Genomic DNA, 20,850 nt, shown 5'->3' on the forward strand with positions numbered 1-20,850 from the left:
AATATCATGTTAACACGTCGTTTCGTTCTGGGGGCGCTCAGCGCAGCCACCCTCGCAGCTCCGGCCTCGATGGCCATGGCGGAAGAAATCTATATTCCGCTGGTATCCAAAGGGTTCCAGCACCAATTCTGGCAGGCGGTAAAGCAGGGCGCCGAACAGGCGGCCGAAGAGTTTGACGTCACAATCACATTCGAAGGACCGGACAACGAAACGATGGTTGACCGTCAGATCGACATGCTGGCCGCAGCACTGGCAAACAATCCAAAAGCCATCGGCTTTGCCGCACTCGACAGTCAGGCCGCCATTCCGTTGCTGAAGCAGGCAAATGACAAGGGTATCCCGATCATCGCTTTTGACAGCGGTGTCGACAGTGATATTCCTGTTTCTACTGCCACAACTGATAACCTAGCTGCAGCGGGGCTTGCCGCTGACAAAATGGCCGAAAAGATTGGTGGAAAAGGCAAAGTTGCAGTGGTAGCCCACGACCAGACCAGCCGCACTGGCATTGACCGCCGCGATGGATTTGTGAACCGCATTGCGGAAAAATACCCTGATATCGAGGTTGTCACCGTTCAGTACGGGCAGGGAGACCATCTGAAATCAACCGAGGTGACAAAAGCGATCCTCACTGCAAACCCCGATCTGGATGGTATTTTTGGCACCAATGAAGGCTCTGCCATTGGTGTCGTGAACGGGGTACAGGAATTGGGCACCGAAGGCCTTGTCATCATTGGCTATGACAGCGGCAAAGCCCAAAAAGACGCGATCAAAAGTGGTCTGATGACCGGGGCAATCACCCAGAACCCGGTTGGTATCGGCTATGAAACGGTCAAGGCGGCCGTCGCGGCGATGAAAGGCGAAGAAGTCCCGGCCCTAATCGACACCGGCTTTTACTATTACGATGCTTCCAATATTGACGATCCGAAGATCGCGGCAGTTCTTTACGACTAAGAGCCTGACAGCTTAATACGGACCGGTTCGCCCGATCGGCGGACCGGTTTTTTTGTTTTACTGGGTTGCAACAATCATCTTTTCTGTTTGTGGCGTTTTCATGCTATCCTCTACGGGTTATTTTTTTGATGTTTATTGAAGGTTGAAATTCCGGTGAAAAAAAAGCCCAGCAACAAGACCTATGTCCTGCGTCCCCTGGAAAAATCCGATCTTGAGACAATTCTGCCTTGGTTTCAAAATGTAGAGGATTTAGCCAAATTCGAACGCGTGTCCCGCATTCCTCTTAATCTTGCACAGACAGAGGAAAGCTGGAGCGACATGTTCACCGGCTCAGCCATCGGCCGCAGGTGTTGGTTCGTTGTGGAGAATTCGGCGGGAAAACTGGTCGGCATGAGCGGCCTCGAGGGGATATCGCCGATCAATCGCGATGCTGTCGTTGCGATGTTCGTCGATCATTCGGTGCGCCGCCATGGGGTTGGTATCAGAGCGACGGCTTTGGTCGCCGATTTCGCCTTTCGACAACTGGGGCTGAACCGGCTGACGTCGTATTATAGGGCGGATAATGTCAGCAGCAGAGACTTGGTTGCCAGACTGGGGTGCCAGATCGAGGGGTCGATGCGTCAGGCCTGGTTTGCAGATGGTCAATTTCACGATATGGTTGTGGTCGGGTTGCTGAGCAGCGATTGGTTCGAAAACCGAAATTCACTGGCGAAAGAATTGGGCGGTGAAACCATCGTTAAGCTTGGCAATAATGCCTCGGATTGCTGGTGTTGGCCCCCGCAAGAGACTGGGTCGGACTAAGAGACGTTATTACCAATCATTTCAAATCTTTTTTTGTTATACAAAAGTTAGGGTTCGTTCAGAACTCAGGAATCGAGTACCGCCAGTGAATACAGTTAACCCGAATTCATCAATCACTCAGAAGCTGGGTGCAGTCTTATTTGCAGATGTCGTCGGCTATTCTCGCCTGATGAGTGAGAACGAACTCGACACCTACAACGCATTGAAGACACTTCTATCGCAGATCGAAGCCGCATGCGCCCGTTATCAGGGGCGTGTTGTCGAAGTGCGCGGTGACGGCATCCTGGCCCTGTTTGAAACAGCGACCAGCGCGGTCGAATTTGGTGTTGAGCTGCACCAAATTTCTGCCCAGCACAACGATTCAGGATCAGATCAACAGCAAATCAAGTTTCGCGTTGGCATCCATCTTGGAGAGATCCTGATAGATGAGCGTGGAATTCATGGCGACAACGTCAACATTGCAGCGCGATTGCAAGAAATTGCGGAACCCGAGCGCGTCTATGTCAGCTCTGCGGTGTATGATCAGGTTTGTAACCGGTTGCGGTATGGGTACGAATTTCTTGGTCCGCAGCATCTGAAGAACATTCTTTCGCCGGTTTCAACCTACTGTGTCCGCAGCGAAGTTGCCGGTGCTACTTTGGCGGGCACCATGCGTCCCGACGCTATTGTCGATCTGTTGGAACGCCCGGACACTCCGTCGGTCGCTGTGCTACCGTTCAGCATCAGCGGCGGGGATGAGTCTGACGGCTGGATTGCCGATGGTCTGACCGACGACATCATTCTGAACCTTTCCAAATTCAGAAACCTGTTCGTCATCGCCCGAAACTCATCATTCTTCTTCAGGGCGCAGTCCATGCCACCGAAGGAAGCCGCAAGAAAGCTGAATGTCCGGTATATCGCCCGTGGCAGTGTGCGTCGCTCTTCCAGTCGAATCCGCATTACTGCGGAACTGGTCGATGCAAACACTGAACGCACGATTTGGGGTGAGCGGTTTGATCGAAACATTGACGATATATTTGATATTCTGGACGAGGTGACTGAATGTATCGTCGCGGCCACGGCCGTAATGATCGAATCCCATGAGCGCCAAGTTATGGTTCAGGCCGTTCCTTCAGATCTGGAGGCATATGGCTCTGTCCTGCAGGGGCAGCAGCACATCTTCAAATACACGCGCAACGACAACCGCAAGGCACAGAATTTCTATCAATCTGCGCTGGAACGGGACGGCAACTATGCCCGTGCCGCCGCCGCCTTGTCCCGAACGTTGAATCTGGATTGGCGATACTCGTGGACCGAAGATCCAGGCAGTGCTTTCGAGCAGGCGCTGTCTTTGGCACAGCGGTCGATCGAATTGGACCCAACAGACGCACGGGGATTTGGCGAGCTGGGATTTGTCCATCTGTATCGCAAGGAACATAGTGCGGCGCTTCAGTCTTACCAACGTGCTTTGGCTCTCAACCCCAATGATGCGGATATGCATTCGGATTTCGCCGATGCGCTTGCACATTCGGGGGAAAATGAGACCGCCATCACGCATCTGCAACAGGCCATGCGTCTGAACCCGTACTTTCCGGATCAGTATCTCTGGCACCTCGGCGGCGCCTATTACAATCTCAGGCGCTATGAAGATGTTATCGAAACCGTCAACAAGATGAACAATCCGACCGAGGGTCAACGGATGCTGGCCGCCAGCCATGCGCAGCTGGGCAACATGGATATGGCACGCATGATTGCTGAAAAGCACCGCGCCGCACACCCGAACTTTTCTTTGTCACGCTGGGCCAAGGTGCTGCCCGACCGTCTGGAAGACGACACGCAGCACTTTGTCGAAGGGCTGAAAAAAGCGGGATTTTAGAACGGAAAAAGGCGCGAGAACCCGCGCCTTCTTTGCTGACTTTGTCCGAAAATCAGTCGCCGCCGCGCACTTTGGCTCCGCTAACCTTGGCGCCACTGACCTTGGCACCGCTGACTTTCGCGCCACTGACCTTGGCACCACTTACTTTGGCACCGCTGACCTTTGCACCGCTAATAGCAGGGCTGTCAAAGCCGAAATAGAGGTCTAAAAGAACCTGTTCGAACTGGCCTGTCGTGACATCCATGCGCATGGTCTGATCGGACTTATCATAACTCCAGAACTTGATACCGTCAGCGACCTGATAGTCCGCCGCCGCAACACCGCCGATCGAAGGATCCGTGGGCGCGCGCGAGGCCTGGTTTGGTGGCTCGCCCTTTTTGGCGACATCTTGACCATCGCCGTGAACCAGGAAAATCACCGGCTCGGGCAGGTCGTAGTAGGTGCCTTCATAGGCAAACCCGTAAATCTTGGCAAATTTTGCTTCGTCATTTCCTGAGCTCGCGAGTTGCTCATCAAGATGTTTGTTGTTGCCTTTGCCTCTGCTTTTCTTTTTCGCAGGGTCGTAATCCAAATCGTCGATAACTCTGCCGTAAATCAACACTTCCGAAAAACTGAGCAAGGATTCCGCCATAAACTCATCTCCCAAATATGGGTTCATCACCCGAACCCCCTTCGATTAAATCCCGAGGATGACCGCATCGGTGTCTCCTCAAAAATCACCCCGCCTCTAAATGCCATAAATCTGCCGAAAAAAAAAGAATTTTGCTGTCATCAGTCTGGAACCTGCGTGCGGACGGAGTGTGCGTGACTGTCTTCATCGGGGTCCGGCAGCCGCGGACCGGCAGTTGCCACCCCTATATCACGCATCCGAAAGTTACCTTCGATGATCCGACGGAAGGCACCCCCGGTAATTTCCTGATCCACCGCCAGCATGGCCTTTTCCACACCGAAATAGCTGAGCATATCGGCGTCCAACATGCTCCAAGCGTCGGCCAGATAGGTGCCCAGGAAATCGCGCGCCTCAAGAAGTGCTACGCGGAATCCATCAGGGTTTTCGGCATATCGCTTGTCAAAAATACCCTGCATGACCGCGCTGTAATCGGGTGAATCCTCTAGCTGATCGGACAGGTCTTCCTCGGCCTGTGTGATAAGGTCATGAACCAACAGGCGCTCATGATAGATGTCCACCAAAATGTCGAACATTGCACCTGTCAGTGGCTCGGAAAGTGCATGTTCACTGGACCATCCGGCAGCGAATTCCGATAGTGACCGGTTGTTTGCGGCCGTTCTGATCTGTGCATTTTCCGAAAGCTCGGCAAAGCGATTCAGCCGGTTGAAGCTGTAGAGATTGCCTTTGGTGTTTTCCAACAGCGCCTCTACCACCGAGCCAAAATGCAAAGAGGCCAGAAGCGCCACCATATCGGCGGCTGATTCATGGAACCCGTAATATTCACCCGAGACATCTCCGTCGGTGGGCATGCCCACGACGCTGTAAATGATTGAGTGGCCGATTTCATGTGCGACCACGTCGAAATTCAGGCTGTAGGGGCGATATTCGTCCCCGTGTTCGTGGGTGCCCCCGGTTTCAAGGAAACCCCAACCGATATGCGCATTGTCCAGGCTTGGCAGCAGCGACAGTTCCAGCCGGTCAAAATCGCGGGCGAAATGCCATGGGATTGGTCGGTCAAAATAGCCCTGCCAGACGTCCATCGTGAAATGCGCCGAGCCAAACAGATGCGCTGCCTCAAAAGCCGGGTCCGACGGGCCAATATGGATAAAGTTACCGAACTCATCAGGCATTGCAGGGGGATGGATATATCCGTTCCAGGGCGGCAGATACATTCCCGGACCATCCGGTCCGGGCACGATGGCCCCATAGGGTGTAGTCTTTCCGACAGGGTTAACCGTGTACATGCGCGGACCCGATGGACCTGGGCCGATACTGCCCTGCGGGGCCGATATTTCGACTAGCTCAAGCTGTGGGTCCTCTTCCAGAAAAGGGGATTGCGGATACAGCAGAAATCGCGTTCCAGGCTCTTCTTCATCAAGGTGATCTGGTAAGTTCACAATACCCCCCTTTCAGGCCACGCCTCGGATCCGCCTTGGGGCGGCTAGTCAACGGTACTATTTAATCCGGCATCCGCGTGACAAAACAAATACTCTGCTTCTATCAAATCAAAAAATGCTTCCCGCCCGGCCAATCCAAGTGAAACTGCATATGATTCAAGATCATCCGGCACTGGTTGGTCAAGCTGTGTTTCAAAATACCACATAACCATAGGTAGGCGCCTGCTTGCGGGACCGCCTCGGGCAGTCAATGATTCAGCTCCCCTTTGTGCCTTGCGATGGGCACGATCCCGCAATTCGGCATAGCTCCCGTCACGGCGCAACTCGCGCAAAAGCGATGACTCAAGGACCGAAGCCCGAGAGGTAATGTGGCCGTGCACCCGAGCGGCATCGGCCAGCATCGCCTCGTATTCCTCGACACTCAGATCATTCTCGTCCAGCCATGCCATCAAAGCGGCGCGGCGCGACAGGCCGGCTTTTTGCCGGTGCGCATCCATTTGTGCCATCAGGGCAGGGCGGTCAGGTTCCTCATCCCGCCGATCAGCCTCTTCCCGCGCTAGCAGTGTCAGCGCGGCCCGTTCACGCAGCCGCGTATACATGTCCGGGTTCAGCCTGACTTCGTCGATAACCGCCTGATCGGCCTTCTGATCGGCATCCACTCGGGCACGCAGCCCTTTCCACATCAGCGTTTCTTCGGTCGGTTGCTGCGTCGCCGGGAAGGGAAGGTCGTTTGCCAGATCTTCGGCCATACGCCCAAGCATCTCAACGGCATCACGCGCTTTTGCATCAACCTTGCCGTTTGGCAGCCAGTCCACAAAGCCCTGGATATCAGAAAGCCCGTTCAACGCGTCAATTATGTTGGGCCAACTGCGCTGACGATAGTTCATGCCTTTGGCAATCCGCAGAGCCTCTGCGGCACGTTCATCGACCAACATGCCTAGATTTTGCGCCTCCTCAACCGTTGCTCGGACCGAGACCATGGGCTCGCTCAATGGCAAATAGCCCAATTCTGCTGGGCTGTGCAGGACCGCAACTTCGTCGTCATCCTGCAGGGTTTGGCTGTAGAAATCCTCAAAGATTCGACCCACGCCGATCATACCGAAATCAGCCAACTCTGCCGCGCGCAAAGCACCCATGCTGGCACTGCCATAAACGGGGATTCCCTGATCCATCGCCCAAAGAATCTCTTTGTGCCAGACCGACGGGACGCCCTCAAAAAAGCCGTCTATTATCCCGATCGCACGCGGACGATCACGTGCCACGCGATATACGTCCCCCTGCCGGACCGGGGGCAAGATCACAGGGTCCAAACATTGGGCCACAGCATCGGCAGTCAACGTCGGGCCCACAAAAATAACGACACTCATCAGTATGTTTCCATTACACGCTGCGCGCGTTCCCCGGCGATATAATCGGGGTCGTCATGAGGCGCTTCAAGCCCCGGTATGACAGCTCGGACAACGGCGATCTCATATTCCGGGCGCGATAGATCGACCGTGATCACCTGCGAAATACCTACAGTTTCGAGGCGGGTAGTCAGCAAGTTCAAATCCTCTTGGAATGAACCGGTGGCATATGTCGGAGTATTCGAAAAATCCTGCGTCGCGTCCGAGCTGTCAATCTGATTGCGAATATAGGCACATCTTTCGGTCTGCGCCTGGTCAGTAAACTCTTCTGGGTCCAGATCATCACGTGCGCCAGAGATATAGGTGAGGCGGGTTTGTGCCGCTTCGGTCAGGGCCCGCAACAAAGCGATGGCGCGATCTGGATGGCAGCCATCACCGATACCGATGTGGCCGTTCTGCCCGTCCGGCTCGCTGATCGTACAGCGGAAACAGGCGATTCCGATGTCCGAGGTGGTGTCCCAGATGCCCAGGTTCAGGCCCGCCGCCTCAATCATGCTTATTGCGTCCTTGCACCTGTCATCATCGATAGTGTCTGGGTGGATCCGTGCTGGCGCGGACTGAAATTGCCACAGTGTGGTGGCATCGCGTTCGATGAGTTCAAAGATCGCATGGCAACTGGCTTCAAACAGGTTGTTGCCGGATGCCAAACCGTTTGTCGTTCTGGGAAAAGCAACCTGCCCACCCATCGGCAAAGACGTATAATCGGTATCGACCATCTCCATTGGAACCCAACGGGCGCAAGCGGAATTCAAATCCCGACCCTCTACCCACAATCTGTTCGCATCAGGATCAAATCGGCCACCAGTCACCCGAGGCAGCTTATCAACATCCACCACCGGCGCATCGCGCGCTATATCGGTAAATCGTGCCAGACGTTGAGGCGCCGTTACCCGTTCCGCGTGCCAGCTTTCGATCGCTTCCATAACCCCCGACGCTTGCGCGGCCGGGACTGACAATCCTTTGCCGAGCGACACCGAAACCGATCGTGAATTCGGGCGCGCAACCATGACCGTGGGCAATCCGATACGATCCAGGCCGGTTAAGTTCGCTATTCGAGTAATGCCCATTTCACGCAAATAGGGCGTTACGATTTCCAATGTTTGGCTGGGGCTTCGCAGGCGATGAGTATCAAGCACATATTGCTTTTCCGATACGTCAGACATGATGCAACCTTGCCAAAAACAAAAGAAATTGGCCACCAGGCGAAAATACATGCCGGTGACCGGATCAGCTCAGGATGGGGGATGATTTCATATGGGTCAACTCTGCCGCCCATAATTGTCTCAACACGACAATCTACTTGCTGGACAATGATAAGCGCGGGCTGAACCAACTGTGTCCAGCAGCCAGCACCTAGAATCGAATTGCAGCAACGATAATCAAAGGATGTCGCACTATTTTAACATAATCTTCATTCTGCGGCATTTATTGCTAGACCGGAAACCCAAAATGTCTCGAAAAGCTGTCAGAAGCGCGCCTTCTTTCGTGCGAAGGTCCCAGGGCAATCGGGAAAGTTGTTCTATTGGGTCTAATTTATAAAATATAATCAATGCAATACACAGAACTATGGTGCGGGTGGAGGGACTTGAACCCCCACGCCTTACGGCGCCAGAACCTAAATCTGGTGCGTCTACCAATTTCGCCACACCCGCACGACCAGCAGCAGCTGCCGGAATGCCGCTCAATAGCAAAGCTTTTGAACGAGTGCGAGAGGGAAATTGTAGTTTACACGAAGAATATTGATGCCCGTTTCAGAACAAACCCAACCTCTGCTCAGAGGCACCACACAACCCGAAAACATATGAAAGACCGCACGACCACACCGACCGGAAAGGCCAATGGGCTTGCAGCTGACCAAGCTTTGCCTGACGCCGCCTAAAACAGAAATCTCGTAGACCAGGCAGACCCAAAAAAGACTTTGTGAAACATAGCGTCCTGTTAAAATTCACCATTGATGAACCTGCCAAATTTAAACACCCTCACGTTGTGCCGTGTTGTTGTTGCCTTTCCCGAAAGCGCACTTTGTTTGGGCGATGGATTCTGTCTCATGACAAGATTTTGCCAAATATGGAGCTGACCGCATGTATGTAAAACTATAATTTAATAAATAGTTACACCCCATTTAGGGGTCAGTTATCAAATTCGGCTCGCTGTGAACTTCAGCTGATATGCTCATATTTTTATACGCTTTTTAGTTTAGTAGTGGGCCCCGGCAACTCCGCAGCCATACTTGCGCCACAATTCAAACGCCAAAAAATCTTATTCGCGTCAAAATAAGACCGCCTTGCCAGTAGTTGATGGGTGGAAAGGAGTTAATGAGTCTTTTGCCTTCGGGCGTCTTACCAGTTCGTTCGCTCAACTCCAGTACAAGGGTCTTTACCGTGACCAACATGATGAACTCTGCATCTGCCGAGCAAGACGCGATTGGTCTTGCACGCGAAAGTTTTCTTGGTGAACTCAAAACCCTGAATCGCGAACACCCGAATACCGGGTTTGGCATCTCGCTGCGTACGCATTCTGGCGGGCATTATTTGCTTGCCAATTCCCGAATGCCCCTGCCCGAGGTCAAATCCCAGGGTTTCCCAACAGGGCGCAGTGTTGCGTGCCTGGAAAATAGCGACTGCTTCAGCTCGATCGAAGTGCTGGCCGATGCCCGCGCATATGAATCGATCACACCAAGCGCCGAAGCCGCAATTTTGGGCAACGCCCTGAACCTGATCGCCCGGATTGATACGCTGACTAGCGCACCTCACGGGCAGATCGAACCTCATATCGCCGCTACAGGAACCGGAGGCTAACCATGGCGCGTAACGATCATCTTTTGTCTGTTGGAAACGAAGCGCTGACCCCAATGACTTCGGCCATGTCGGCATTGACGACACAGATTGACCAACTGACAGAGGTGGCGGACGCGCGCTCCTCGGCACGTCTTGCGACGCTCAAGACACGCATGGAGAATTTCACTGCCAGCGTCACGCTGGTCGGTCAGGTCAAGGCGGGAAAATCTTCGCTTGTGAACATTCTGTCCGCACGCCCTGCCCTGCTGCCTTCGGATGTGAACCCCTGGACCTCTGTGGTTACCACGCTGAACATCAACACCAGAACCCAGGGTGATACAAAATCCCGGTTCACTTTCTTCGAACAAGAGGAATGGGACAATCTGATGGTTGGCGGCGGCCGGCTGGGAGAGCTGGCCAATCGGGCCGGCGCCGACGATGAAATGGACGATATCCGCCGTCAGATCGGCGAAATGAAAGCTAAGTCCGAGGAACGACTGGGTAAGCATTTCGACCTGATTCTGGGGCAAAGCCATCAATACGACTATTTCGATGAGGAACTGATCCAAAGGTATGTGTGTCTGGGTGATGAAGACGACCCGGACATCAACCCCAAGACCGGTCGTTTTGCGGATGTGACAAAGTCGGCTGAGCTGTACATGGACATCCCCCAGTACCCGATTTCCCTCAAGCTGTGCGACACACCGGGTGTAAACGATACGTTTATGGTGCGTGAACAGATCACCCTGCGCAGCCTGCGCGGGTCCGAAGTCTGCATTGTGGTTCTTGCAGCCAGTCAGGCTCTGACCACAATGGACATGGCGCTGATGCGGATCATCGCTCAGTTCGAAAATCGTCAGATTATCCTGTTTGTTAACCGAATTGACGAACTTGCAGATCCGGTCACTCAGGTTCCTGAGATTCGGGATCGGATTCTGGACACGCTGAAACAGAACAATATCGACACCAAGGCAAGTGTCGTGTTCGGCAGCGCCCTGTGGGCCGAGGCCGCGATAACTGGCAATCCCGATATTCTGTCTGAGGAATCCCGGAAAGCCCTTAACACGTTCTATCTGGCGGCCGGGTTTGGCGATCAAGCCCCGTCACTGGACAAGATTTGGGCGTTGTCCGGTTTGCCCGACCTATTGCTGGCGATGAATGAACGCATTGCCGAAGGCGCAGGAACTCGACTTCTGGACCGTGTACGCCACCGGGCGCGCAACATCGCCAGTCAGATCCGGGCGACCGCCGTGGCCAAAAAACTATCCGACAGCGAAGGGATCGTGCGAGAGCTGAACGGGGTAGCACCCGAAGACGCCGTGGCCGAGGTCAACGCAGAATATGAAAAGAAGGCCACTGAGCTTACTGCTTCCTTGCGCGCGAAAGTGCTTGAGCGTCTGAACTCGGCCGAAGCCAACTTTGTTAAACGTGCCACCGATTCTCTGATCGCGCATCTTGAGCAAAATGGCGAGCAAGGAACGTGGCAGTACGATCCTGCCGGGCTGCGGACCTTGCAAAAAGCGGCCTATTTTAGCTTTGCCCGGTCTATGCGCAAAGAAGTTGGTGCGTTGTATTCAGCGGCAGCCGCTGACATCGAAGCGTTGTATCAAAGCTTGCTGGGCAACCATCTGGGAGAGTTCAGCATCGAGGCACCAATCGTCCCGCGGGTACCACCTCCACTGGGTATCGGACGTACGATTGCCCTGGACTTGCAAAGCACATGGTGGCGCCGCTGGTGGCAACGCCGCAATGGTTTCGAGGCCTATGCGGCGGATTATACGCGCCTGATCACATCAGAGGCGAATTCGATCACCAAGGATATCGAAGAAAACCAGATTGCAGCCGTTCTTGAAAATGTCCGCGCCGCCCTTTCCGACTTTATGCGCGAGCAAAAGGAGACTCTGTTGAACATTTCGGCCTCGGCCGAAAAGGACCCCGTTCGCAGTGCAGCGCTGATGGAGGGGCTGGCCCCTCAGAAATCCCGCGACGATATCCTCGGCGATATTCTGAAAGATCTTAGTAACGAGGCAGCATAAGTAGCGATATGGCAAAAGATTCACAAACCCGCTTCGTCTCTTCAAAAGCATGGGACCGCATTGAGAAATGGTCCCGCAGGAAACCTGTTTTCGCACTTATGGGGGAATTCAGCGCCGGCAAATCAACCTTGATGAACTTTCTGCTGCGCTCGGAGGCACTGCCTACACAGGTTACAGCCACACAGCTGCCACCAGTTTGGTTCAGCTGGGGTAGAAGGTCGGCCTATGTACAACGCCCTGACGGAACTCGCGAAAACATTGACCTGGACCAGCTGGAACAAGTCGGGGTGAATGATGCCCAGTTTATTCGCATATTTCTGGAATCCGACATTCTTGAAGCCGTCGACCTGATCGACACTCCGGGTATTTCCGACCCCAAGATTTCTACTGATGTCTGGCGACGGGCTGTCGGTCAGGCAAATGGCGTTATTTGGTGTACGCACGCCACGCAGGCATGGCGCGAAACGGAACGGGCAACCTGGGTTTCCCTGCCCGAACGGTTGCAACACAATTCATTGCTGCTGGTCACACGTGCAGACGTTTTGGATGTCAAGGATCGCCAAAAGGTCCTTCGTCGTGTGAACCGCGAAGCAGGTCACCTGTTCAACCGTTCGATCCTGTTTTCAGCCCGTGATGCCATCATGGCCCGCGACAAAAGCGGGGACGCCGAATTGTGGACCCGCAGTGGCGGTGGCAAGATGGTCGACAGCTTCCTGGAAATCACAGAACTGATCATGGACAGCCGCGCTCATCAGCTGGCGCGTTATCAAATTGACACCAGCTTGTCCGATGCTCCTCAGGTACACCCGCTGCGCCCGCGGCGCAATTTCTCGAATGTACAGGGAACCGCTCCGCTGAAGCTGGTAAATCCGCTGCATGAGGGAACAGAGCCCGAGGTGGTGACACAATTCCCCGTGCGCCCTGCCCGGGTCGAACTGCGCCCTGATGAGGTTGAACGTGCCCCGCGCATTGACCCACAAGAGGCCGAACGTCTGCGCGCCGACATGACCTCGGGCGCCGAGATCGTAAAAGAAGAAAAAGAAGACGAATTGCGGGCGTTCTTCCGGGAGACCACTCCCGAGGACTCGGACGTTGCCGATCTGTCCGTTGCTCCTACCGAGGATGATGAAACAGACCCACAGGCCGTATCCGTCATTGATGAAACTGACTTTGTGGAAGTTCAGCCACTTTCTGCGGAAGTCGAAGTTGCTGAAGAAGAAAACCTGTTCAGTGACGAAGACGAAGCTGACACATTCATGGCCTCTTTGGAGGACCAGCTTACAGATGTTCCGGAGCCCGAAGAGACCACTCAGGCAGAGCCGGAAGAAACCCCGGTCGAACTTTCCGTATCCTCGATCACAGCGTTGATGGCTGAACAATCGGATGATGCCGAGGATGAGTTCGAACCAGAGCCGGAAACCAATGGCCTGGTGAACACTCAGGTTGTCGCCCTGCCAGAGAGCAGACCGGAAATCGCGGGCTCGTTTGAAGACATTGTGAACGTGTCCGTCGACACCCCGCTTAGCGCGGCGGCGATGTGGCGCGAGGTCACGGATGGCGAAGACATGCCCACCAACCCAGAAGCGTTGAAGAAGGTATTTCAAGCATTTCTTGAGGAGTTTGACCAAATCACGGCCGAACACAATGCGCGAAAATCAGATAACGCGGTAAGGCCCATGGCCAATACCTCTGAAGACACGGGTGTTGAACGACATGTACTTTAGCGGTGAGAAACCTAGGAGACAGGGCAACTGATGTCTATCGAAACAGCATTAAACGATGCGATGGCGACCATACCCGACTGCATAGCAGCCGGGTATGTCGACATGAAGACAGGTATGTTGCTAGGCACCCATGTCACAGACTCGGAAAGTGCCGAAGCGTTGGACACTCTGGCCATAGCGGTGGCCAACCTTTTTCAGGGGCGCGGTGTGATCGCGTTTGAGAATCTGCTGCGTTCGACCGACGCCGACGATACGGAAAATCCTGGGTTTGGCGAAATCGCAGTGTTTTCAAAGGATCGGCTGAATATTTTCCTGCGGACCCCGGACTACCCGGACCATGTTGTCTGCTACATCTGTCGCGACAGTGCCAATGTGGGGCTGGCGCTTACTAAATCGCACATAAGCCTGGGGCCGGTTACGGCCGCTGTATAACGGGACCAGAGGGGGTCACGGCATGATGGATACTGACATACTGGACATGCTCGAAGACATCGGGCGGTTGTCGGTCGCCCGTTTGAATCCGACGGTTACATTAGCTGCTGAGACGACTGAGATTCGTCGTGAAAAGATCCTGCGTACAATTCGCGGTACCATTTTGCCGCGTCGGCTGGAATTTACCGCGGCCAATGGCGATTGTCTGGCAATGGAGGTCAACAGCTCGCGGGTAACTGATGTTTTCCGGGTCCGCTCGGGCATGATACCGGATTTTGAAACTACTCCGCGTGAAGAGCTTGCGACTCGCTTGGCCGAATTGGTGTCCGATATTGCAGCAGCCCCTGCCCCGTTGGAGCTGCTTTCTCTGCAGCCGGACACAGCGCTTGAGGTTGATGATGTCGGTGTGACTTTCAGCGAGATTGCAAAGGCTTGCGGCACCATCGATCTGCCGCCCGAGACGGTCGTTTCTTTGGTTCCCGACACACCTGCCCCGCAAGAAACAGATATTCCAGCGTCCGCCGCCGGGGCGACAGCCGGAACCATTGCCAGCGCGTTTTTTGATGGCGCTGAACGGTTCGCATTGGGACGCGCCGAAGTCACCGTGGACGGTGCAGCCATATCGCGGCTCGAAGGGGTATGCGACGTCGGGCAACCCATGCACGCCGATCAGGATCTGCTTCGTCAGTTTGCACAGGATCTTGTTGGGTGGGACGGTGACGCCGCCACCGCGCTGGATCATCCTCAGCTGATTGTAATGCGGCCTTCAGGGGGCAAAGGGGATGCGCTTGCCGTTCTGCATGACGTGTCACAATTTGCGCTGGCCATTCATGAAGCGCGCAAACTGGGAGCCGTCGTAAACCTTTGGAAATCAGTTACGGGATCGGAAAAATGATCCGGTGCCAACAGTTCAATTTTTCAACGAATTCGATCCGTGAAATTAAGTAGTCAGGGTATGTGTTATGAGTGAGAATAATCGTCGCGAGTTACTTCGTATAGCCAACGAGATGAAAGGCGTCAGCAATGACGAAACCGGGCAGTTTATCTCTCGGATCATTGGTGATCTTTCGAACCTGAAGCCCTCGATTGCTTTTGTTGGTCAGATCAAGGCCGGCAAATCCCGACTGATCAATGGTTTTACCGGACAGGCCGAATATCTGCCGTCGGATGTGAACCCTTGGACAACCGTAATCACTGATATGCATTTCGGCCACCCGTCGGGCCGGACGCAAGGTGCCGAGTTCCATTTCTTCGACAACCGTCAGTGGCAGTCCCTGATTGCCGAAGGCGAAGAGCTGCGCAACATGTTCCCCGATGATGAGGACAGTTATAAGCGCGAGATGATCGAAGAACAGGTCGACGCAATGAAGACCCGCGCCAAGCTTCGGCTGGGCGATAGCTATGAACAGCTGCTGGGCCAACATCATGATCTGGAAGACCTGAATTCGGATGATTTGGCACGTTATGTTTGCGCAGGCGATGACCCGACCGAGGGTGGGACACATGATCCGGCATCGGACCGGGGCCTTTACAGCGACATCACCCGAAAGGCCGAGGTCTATTTTGACATCGGACATTTCCCATTTCCGCTTACGGTCACCGATACACCCGGTGTAAATGACCCTCTGCTGATCCGCGAAGAGATCTCTCGTCAATACCTCAAAGAGTCCGACTTTTTTGTGGTTGTCCTGTCGGCGCATCAGGCGCTTTCTCGGGCGGACTTGAAACTGTTCCGCCTAATGCAAGCGCTGGAGCTGGGCCAGATCGTGGTTTTTATCAACCGCGTGGACGAATTGGGAAATGGTGCCGAAGATGCGTTCAAGGTGCGGGCCGATGTTCTGGACGGGCTTGAGAAGGCGCTTGGGAACTCGAACATTGACGTGCTGACCGGCAGTGCCCAATGGGCGCATTACGCCCTGACCGGTGACGAAGCCGGTATCAATCACGACGATGTCCTGGCCTGGCTGCGCGCGCACCCCGATCAGATGAAGCAATATCTGGACGGTGTCGAAGAGATCAAACAAGGCCCCGGCCCGATCAGCCGCGAAGGTGTTTTGCGCTTTGCCGCTATGATCGCCTCCGGGTTGCCCGATCTGCGCCGGCATGTGACCCGAGCGCTGACAGAAGGCCCGCGCGATGAACAACTGCGTATGGCCTGGCAGCATCTCAACAGCTTTGCCCAAGGTGAATTGGACCGGTCCAAAGCGCATCTGCGCGCGATCGAGAACGACACAACAACCTCGGCAGAAGACGCTGGTGAAAACAACAGGATATTGGCCGATCTGCGGAACTCGGTCAGCGACAAGACCACCAAGATCATTGACGAAATGGATGAAGTCCTGGCCAACCTGAGAGGCGTAATGGATGACACCGTGGCCGAGGCCGTGTCGGGCGTTGTTCGCGGCCCGAACGGAGATTCTCCGCTGTTGTCTAAAACCGGAGAAACCGAGCTGAATTTCACGCCGCTGCGTGACCGCATGCGCGAACTTGTTCAGGGGGCCACCCAAGTTGTCCGCCAAAGAATGCTGAGCGAGCTCTACGCAATCGACATGCAAAGCAATGCCACGCTGCGGGCTCTGCCCGGCTGGCAGGACGCAACCGACAACCGGATGAATACCAGCGCAGTTCGCTGGTTCCGTCCGGACACGTCCGCTTTGACCCGTGGCATCACTGTCGAACTTCGGGTAAACTGGTTGTCCCGGCTGATTTCGCGTAAAAGTGTCGTGTCCCGTGCCGAACGCATGATCGTTCAGGAGTTTGAGATGATCGGAGATGATCTGGTGGATACCGCCCGCGGTGATTTGACCGAGCGGCTTAATACCGTGCTGGACCATTATCTGGCCCTGCTCGCCACACATCTTGAACATCGTGCCGGAACCGGCGAAACAAATGCCCGGGCCGAGGCGCAAGCCGCCTTCAACCACGCACAACATATTTCTGACGAGCTGGGCACCCTATTCAGCCAGCATCAAACAGATGAAATACTAGCAGAGGCAGCGGAATGATCGAATTTCCCGGAACCGACAAGGAAGTGAGGCAGCTCGAGCGCTTTCTGACCGCGACCGAAAGCCTGCCGAGCGACGTGGCGCTCGAAGATATGCGCGCCCGCGCCTTGGCGCATGCCGAACGCTTGTCAAACGCGGTCAATATTGGATTCGCCGGAGAATTTGGGGCGGGAAAATCCAGCCTGGCCAACATGTTGGCCGGGGCAGATATTCTGCCTACCGGGCCGCAGCATCTGAAACTGCCGCTCGTTATTGTGGCATATTCCGAAACCCCCGAAACAACTGTCGGGTGGTGGGACCGGGAACCTAAGGTCTATTCTGGAATTGCACTTGAAAAAGCCGCCAAAGACGAACCCGACTTTATCTCTGTTGGATTGAACACCCCTGCCCTGCAAGAGATATCGCTCTACGATCTGCCTGGGTCAGGCGCTTTGGATGATACCTATAAACCGACGCTCGATCTGCTTAAATTTGTTGATTGCGCGATCTGGTGCACCAACGGCACAAATGCATGGCGGGAAACGGAACGCCATCTTTGGGCTAAGGTTCCGGAAGAGTTGCGAGCAAACAGCATATTGGCTGTGACACATACAGATTTGCCTCCGGTACGCGACGCGCTTGACCGGGTGTTGGCTCGCTTGAACAAAGAAAAGCGCAATATGTTCCGCTCGGTTGTGCCGATCGGCACCCCAGTGGCTGTCCGTGCCATGGCGCAAGAGCCAGAACCGGATTTCGCCCTTTGGGAAACCTGCGGTGGACAGGGGCTGGCCGAGCAGGTGCTTGATATTGCTTCGAACCGGCGACAGGCAGACCTGAGTTCGGCGCGCGAAGATCTGGAACAGCACTTTCTGCCCTATCTGAAATCGATTGACGTTCAGGTGCCGGACATAGCCGCCCTCGACGCGCCCTCTATGCAGACCACGCTGGAAAACGTGCTACCCCCTATCGACAATCCGATCCTGGAAGACTGGCTTGCCGCGATTGCAAGTATCTATGAAGACCTGCGGGAAACCTCAAATATGGAGCCAGCGGCTTTCCTGCAAAGCTGTCAGGAAATCGTTGAGGACTTTGCCGAGCGCCTGGAAAACGATGGCGAGATTGACCCGACGGCGGATTGGATTCCGGGTGAGTTCGAAAAGGCCACGGACTTGTTGCTTTTGCTTCAGTTCGAAAGCGGCGTTGCGCCACTGAAGGATGCGATTAGCATCCTGGCACAGCTGAGTGACAACCTTGCTTGGGCCGGCAGCCGGGTTGAATCGGCACAGCCAAAGACCGGAACCTGAAATTTCCGCTCAAGGCTGAGCGGAAATTCCGCGAATCGTAGATGCGATTCCTACGAATCTATTGTTTCGAAATTGTAGACCAATCCTTAAGAATTTGTTTTTAGCTTTCGATTTTATCACAATATATTTCTATATGTAGTATAAATTGCCAAATATACACTACATATAGATCAATCGCAAAAACGATCCTTAGTGAAGCCATCAGGCGGCCCCAATAAAGTCAAATTTGAATCGTCTAACCGACTTGAGTGTCCTGCGGTTGTTTTTGGTTGTGTGTTTGCGGGCTATTTGCCCAGGTTTTTTGCCGCAAAACGATTAGAACGGGCGGAATGAAATGAGCCATAACCAGGCTGTCGGTGCAACGCACGACGAACCTAAGATTGAAGGACTTGAACCTGGCGCAAAGCTGTTGCGCGGGCAGTATGAGATTCTTCGTTTCCTCAGCAATGGCGGGTTTGGGATTACCTACCTGGCCCGCGACAGCCTAGAACGCGATGTCGTGATCAAAGAGTGCTATCCAGGCGCTCTGTGCCGTCGGAATGGTGACGCGGTTGAACCCATCAATCCCGACCACAAAGAAGATCTGCGCGCGATCATCGACCTGTTCATTCAGGAAGCCCGCAATCACGCCCGACTGGTTCATCCCAATATCGTTGACGTACATCAGGTCTTTGAAGACAACGACACGGCGTATATCGCAATGGACCTGATCCGGGGTTGCGATCTTCTGGATTATTCCGAGAACCCCGAAAACGACGCGGGCCCGGATTTCATTGTCCAAGTCACCGAGAAAATGCTGTCGGCCGTTTCGTTCATCCACCAAAGCGGAATGCTGCATCGCGATATCTCACCGGACAATATTCTGATTGACCAAAACGGAGACCCGGTCCTCATCGACTTTGGTGCCGCGCGCGAACAGGCAGCCAATCAATCTGCTGCCCTGTTGACTTTGCGCGTTATCAAAGACGGCTATTCCCCGCACGAATTCTATGTACGCGGCGCAGATCAGGGACCCAGCAGCGACCTCTATGTTCTCGCGGCGACGCTTTATCACGCCATCAGTGGCGAACGTCCGATCGACGGGCAAACCCGACTGAATGCCTTCAACAATGGCCAGGATGATCCCTATACGCCCCTCGCAGGTCAGTACAGCGGCTATCCCGATGGGTTCCTTGAAGCGGTCGACAAAGCGATGGAAGTTCACGCAACAGATCGTCTGCAAACGGCCCTGGATTGGCTGCGGATGTTCCGTGGTCCCGGCGTCATGTTTGACTCCTTCGCCTATCGTCCGGTCTCGGTCATCGTGGCGATGGACCGTAAGGACGAAGTCGAAGAGCAAGCCCGGATCAAAGCCGAAAGTGAAAATGCCGAGGCGGTGGTGACTGCCTTGTTGGCTGGGAACCCTGACATTGCCCTGGGTAATGAGGATAAGTCAGAGGGCGATCTGGCCAAGTTTGCACAAAAAGAAGAGGCCGCGGTTGCGGTCGACACGATCGTCAAGAACGGATCAGGCGGCAGCGGTAAAGTCATCGCAGGCGCTGCTGCGGTGGTGGTTGCCTTGGCTGCAGGCGGATTCGTTTTGTTCAGTGGCAGCGAAGAAACCCCCGAACCGACAGCAGCGCCGGTCCAGGTGACCGAGACAGAGGCACCAGCCTCGGAACAGCCGGAAGAAGTCGTGGAAACGGCGGCACCGGCCGCTGCGGAAGAGGCCGTGGAAACGGCAGGACCGGCCGCTGCGGAAGCTGAAGCACCAGAACAAGAAGTCGCAAGCACAGAACCTGTTGAGCAGACGGATACCCTCACGGCGCAAAACGCCGAAGCGCAACCTGTCGAGGCAGCCCCTGTTGCTGCCGACCCGGTAGAAATCAGCGCTGCTGCTGGCCAACCGGCAGAAACGCAGATTGCGTATTCTCATTGGGATGTGGAAATACCGTTCCAGACCTCGAAACGCCGCGCCTCGACTGGCAGCGTCGTTGTCGTGACCGGCATTGACCCCACGCTGGATACTTCCGTGATCGGAGAATGGGTGCAGCATGGGGCGTCAATTTATACTGTAAATGGAGTGCCGGTCCAGGCAGATGCAAGTTTTGCCGCCCAGATTTTGGATGACCTGAAGGTCGATCCGGATGGGTATATCCGCATCACTGCCCGTTATCGGGAACTCGGAAAAACCCGTGCGCAGAACGGATTGCTGGCCCTGCCCGCCATTCGCATGTTGGGTCTCGAGAATGGTTATGTGTTCACTATCAGGAACAGCAATGGAAACGGCTGGGCAACTGTTGTTGACACTGCACCAGACGCACCCGCAGCAGGCAGCCTGCGCAAAGGCGATGTACTGATCTCGGAAAATCATACCGGTCAGAACATTACCAACCCTGAAGGGCTGGACGCGCTTTTGCAGCTCCTTGTTTCTGAAAACCAGCCCGAAGCCCGCTTTACAGTTCTGCGTAACGGTACTGAAACGGGTGCGGTTATGCCCCTGGTACAGGAGTAATGATCCGGTCTGATTGTGA

Annotated in this window: 15 protein-coding genes and 1 tRNA gene; 11 read left to right on the forward strand and 5 right to left on the reverse strand. The window is 54.6% G+C overall.

Features of this window, described 5'->3' with window-relative positions:
* Positions 1-6 precede the first annotated feature (6 nt).
* The 3 genes from AC2FLE_RS11050 to AC2FLE_RS11060 all read left to right on the forward strand — a co-directional run bounded on the left by AC2FLE_RS11050 (position 7) and on the right by AC2FLE_RS11060 (position 3,607).
* Complete coding sequence (locus AC2FLE_RS11050) at positions 7-951, forward strand: ABC transporter substrate-binding protein (RefSeq protein WP_142636294.1); 945 nt, start codon at positions 7-9, stop codon at positions 949-951.
* Between the two features lie 153 nt (positions 952-1,104).
* A complete protein-coding gene (locus AC2FLE_RS11055) occupies positions 1,105-1,752 on the forward strand; it encodes a GNAT family N-acetyltransferase (protein ID WP_246097210.1) in 648 nt (215 codons plus the stop codon).
* An 85-nt stretch (positions 1,753-1,837) separates the two neighbouring features.
* A complete protein-coding gene (locus tag AC2FLE_RS11060; protein ID WP_281286267.1) occupies positions 1,838-3,607 on the forward strand; it encodes an adenylate/guanylate cyclase domain-containing protein in 1,770 nt (589 codons plus the stop codon).
* A 52-nt stretch (positions 3,608-3,659) separates the two neighbouring features.
* Here the strand turns inward: AC2FLE_RS11060 and AC2FLE_RS11065 are convergent, their stop codons facing one another.
* From AC2FLE_RS11065 to AC2FLE_RS11085, 5 genes are all read right to left on the reverse strand, one after another.
* Positions 3,660-4,238 carry a hypothetical protein gene (locus AC2FLE_RS11065; protein ID WP_496697019.1) on the reverse strand — a complete coding sequence of 193 codons (579 nt, stop codon included), beginning with the start codon at positions 4,236-4,238 and terminating at the stop codon, positions 3,660-3,662.
* A gap of 140 nt (positions 4,239-4,378) precedes the next feature.
* Positions 4,379-5,674, reverse strand: a complete 1,296-nt coding sequence (locus AC2FLE_RS11070; protein WP_496697021.1) for a gluzincin family metallopeptidase — start codon at positions 5,672-5,674, stop codon at positions 4,379-4,381.
* 44 nt (positions 5,675-5,718) lie between these two features.
* Complete coding sequence (locus AC2FLE_RS11075) at positions 5,719-7,041, reverse strand: TfuA-like protein (protein ID WP_496697023.1); 1,323 nt, start codon at positions 7,039-7,041, stop codon at positions 5,719-5,721.
* Positions 7,041-8,243 carry a YcaO-like family protein gene (locus AC2FLE_RS11080; RefSeq protein ID WP_496697025.1) on the reverse strand — a complete coding sequence of 401 codons (1,203 nt, stop codon included), beginning with the start codon at positions 8,241-8,243 and terminating at the stop codon, positions 7,041-7,043. Before AC2FLE_RS11080 ends, AC2FLE_RS11075 begins: the two co-directional genes overlap by 1 nt.
* A 404-nt stretch (positions 8,244-8,647) precedes the next feature.
* Positions 8,648-8,732 (reverse strand) — tRNA-Leu (locus tag AC2FLE_RS11085).
* A 663-nt stretch (positions 8,733-9,395) separates the two neighbouring features.
* Between AC2FLE_RS11085 and AC2FLE_RS11090 the strand changes: the two genes are divergently transcribed.
* The 8 genes from AC2FLE_RS11090 (at position 9,396) to AC2FLE_RS11125 (ending at position 20,831) form a co-directional block, all read left to right on the forward strand.
* A complete protein-coding gene (locus tag AC2FLE_RS11090; protein WP_246097206.1) occupies positions 9,396-9,878 on the forward strand; it encodes a hypothetical protein in 483 nt (160 codons plus the stop codon).
* A gap of 2 nt (positions 9,879-9,880) precedes the next feature.
* Entirely contained in the window at positions 9,881-11,893 is a 2,013-nt protein-coding gene (locus tag AC2FLE_RS11095; RefSeq protein ID WP_496697027.1) for a dynamin family protein, read from the forward strand.
* 8 nt (positions 11,894-11,901) lie between these two features.
* The gene (locus tag AC2FLE_RS11100; protein ID WP_496697029.1) at positions 11,902-13,617 is read left to right on the forward strand and encodes a dynamin family protein; all 1,716 of its coding nucleotides are present in this window, start codon (positions 11,902-11,904) and stop codon (positions 13,615-13,617) included.
* Positions 13,618-13,647: 30 nt separating this feature from the next.
* The gene (locus tag AC2FLE_RS11105; RefSeq protein ID WP_142636257.1) at positions 13,648-14,049 is read left to right on the forward strand and encodes a hypothetical protein; all 402 of its coding nucleotides are present in this window, start codon (positions 13,648-13,650) and stop codon (positions 14,047-14,049) included.
* A gap of 22 nt (positions 14,050-14,071) precedes the next feature.
* Positions 14,072-14,944 (forward strand): hypothetical protein, encoded by an 873-nt coding sequence (locus AC2FLE_RS11110; protein WP_496697031.1) that lies wholly within the window; start codon positions 14,072-14,074, stop codon positions 14,942-14,944.
* Between the two features lie 67 nt (positions 14,945-15,011).
* The gene (locus tag AC2FLE_RS11115) at positions 15,012-17,054 is read left to right on the forward strand and encodes a dynamin family protein (RefSeq protein ID WP_496697033.1); all 2,043 of its coding nucleotides are present in this window, start codon (positions 15,012-15,014) and stop codon (positions 17,052-17,054) included.
* The gene (locus AC2FLE_RS11120; RefSeq protein WP_496691618.1) at positions 17,051-18,337 is read left to right on the forward strand and encodes a dynamin family protein; all 1,287 of its coding nucleotides are present in this window, start codon (positions 17,051-17,053) and stop codon (positions 18,335-18,337) included. The genes AC2FLE_RS11115 and AC2FLE_RS11120 overlap by 4 nt, the downstream gene beginning before the upstream one ends.
* A 334-nt stretch (positions 18,338-18,671) precedes the next feature.
* Positions 18,672-20,831, forward strand: a complete 2,160-nt coding sequence (locus AC2FLE_RS11125) for a serine/threonine protein kinase (protein WP_496697035.1) — start codon at positions 18,672-18,674, stop codon at positions 20,829-20,831.
* Positions 20,832-20,850 lie beyond the last annotated feature (19 nt).

The organism is Ruegeria sp. CDSA077 (assembly GCF_059612265.1).

Coding starts and splice junctions, on each gene's coding strand:
- AC2FLE_RS11105 (WP_142636257.1), top strand. CDS start 13,648: ATGTCTATCGAAACAGCATTAAACGATGCGATGGCGACCATACCCGAC.
- AC2FLE_RS11050 (WP_142636294.1), top strand. CDS start 7: ATGTTAACACGTCGTTTCGTTCTGGGGGCGCTCAGCGCAGCCACCCTC.
- AC2FLE_RS11095 (WP_496697027.1), top strand. CDS start 9,881: ATGGCGCGTAACGATCATCTTTTGTCTGTTGGAAACGAAGCGCTGACC.
- AC2FLE_RS11090 (WP_246097206.1), top strand. CDS start 9,396: ATGAGTCTTTTGCCTTCGGGCGTCTTACCAGTTCGTTCGCTCAACTCC.
- AC2FLE_RS11110 (WP_496697031.1), top strand. CDS start 14,072: ATGATGGATACTGACATACTGGACATGCTCGAAGACATCGGGCGGTTG.
- AC2FLE_RS11065 (WP_496697019.1), bottom strand. CDS start 4,238: ATGGCGGAATCCTTGCTCAGTTTTTCGGAAGTGTTGATTTACGGCAGA.
- AC2FLE_RS11080 (WP_496697025.1), bottom strand. CDS start 8,243: ATGTCTGACGTATCGGAAAAGCAATATGTGCTTGATACTCATCGCCTG.
- AC2FLE_RS11125 (WP_496697035.1), top strand. CDS start 18,672: ATGAGCCATAACCAGGCTGTCGGTGCAACGCACGACGAACCTAAGATT.
- AC2FLE_RS11120 (WP_496691618.1), top strand. CDS start 17,051: ATGATCGAATTTCCCGGAACCGACAAGGAAGTGAGGCAGCTCGAGCGC.
- AC2FLE_RS11115 (WP_496697033.1), top strand. CDS start 15,012: ATGAGTGAGAATAATCGTCGCGAGTTACTTCGTATAGCCAACGAGATG.
- AC2FLE_RS11100 (WP_496697029.1), top strand. CDS start 11,902: ATGGCAAAAGATTCACAAACCCGCTTCGTCTCTTCAAAAGCATGGGAC.
- AC2FLE_RS11075 (WP_496697023.1), bottom strand. CDS start 7,041: ATGAGTGTCGTTATTTTTGTGGGCCCGACGTTGACTGCCGATGCTGTG.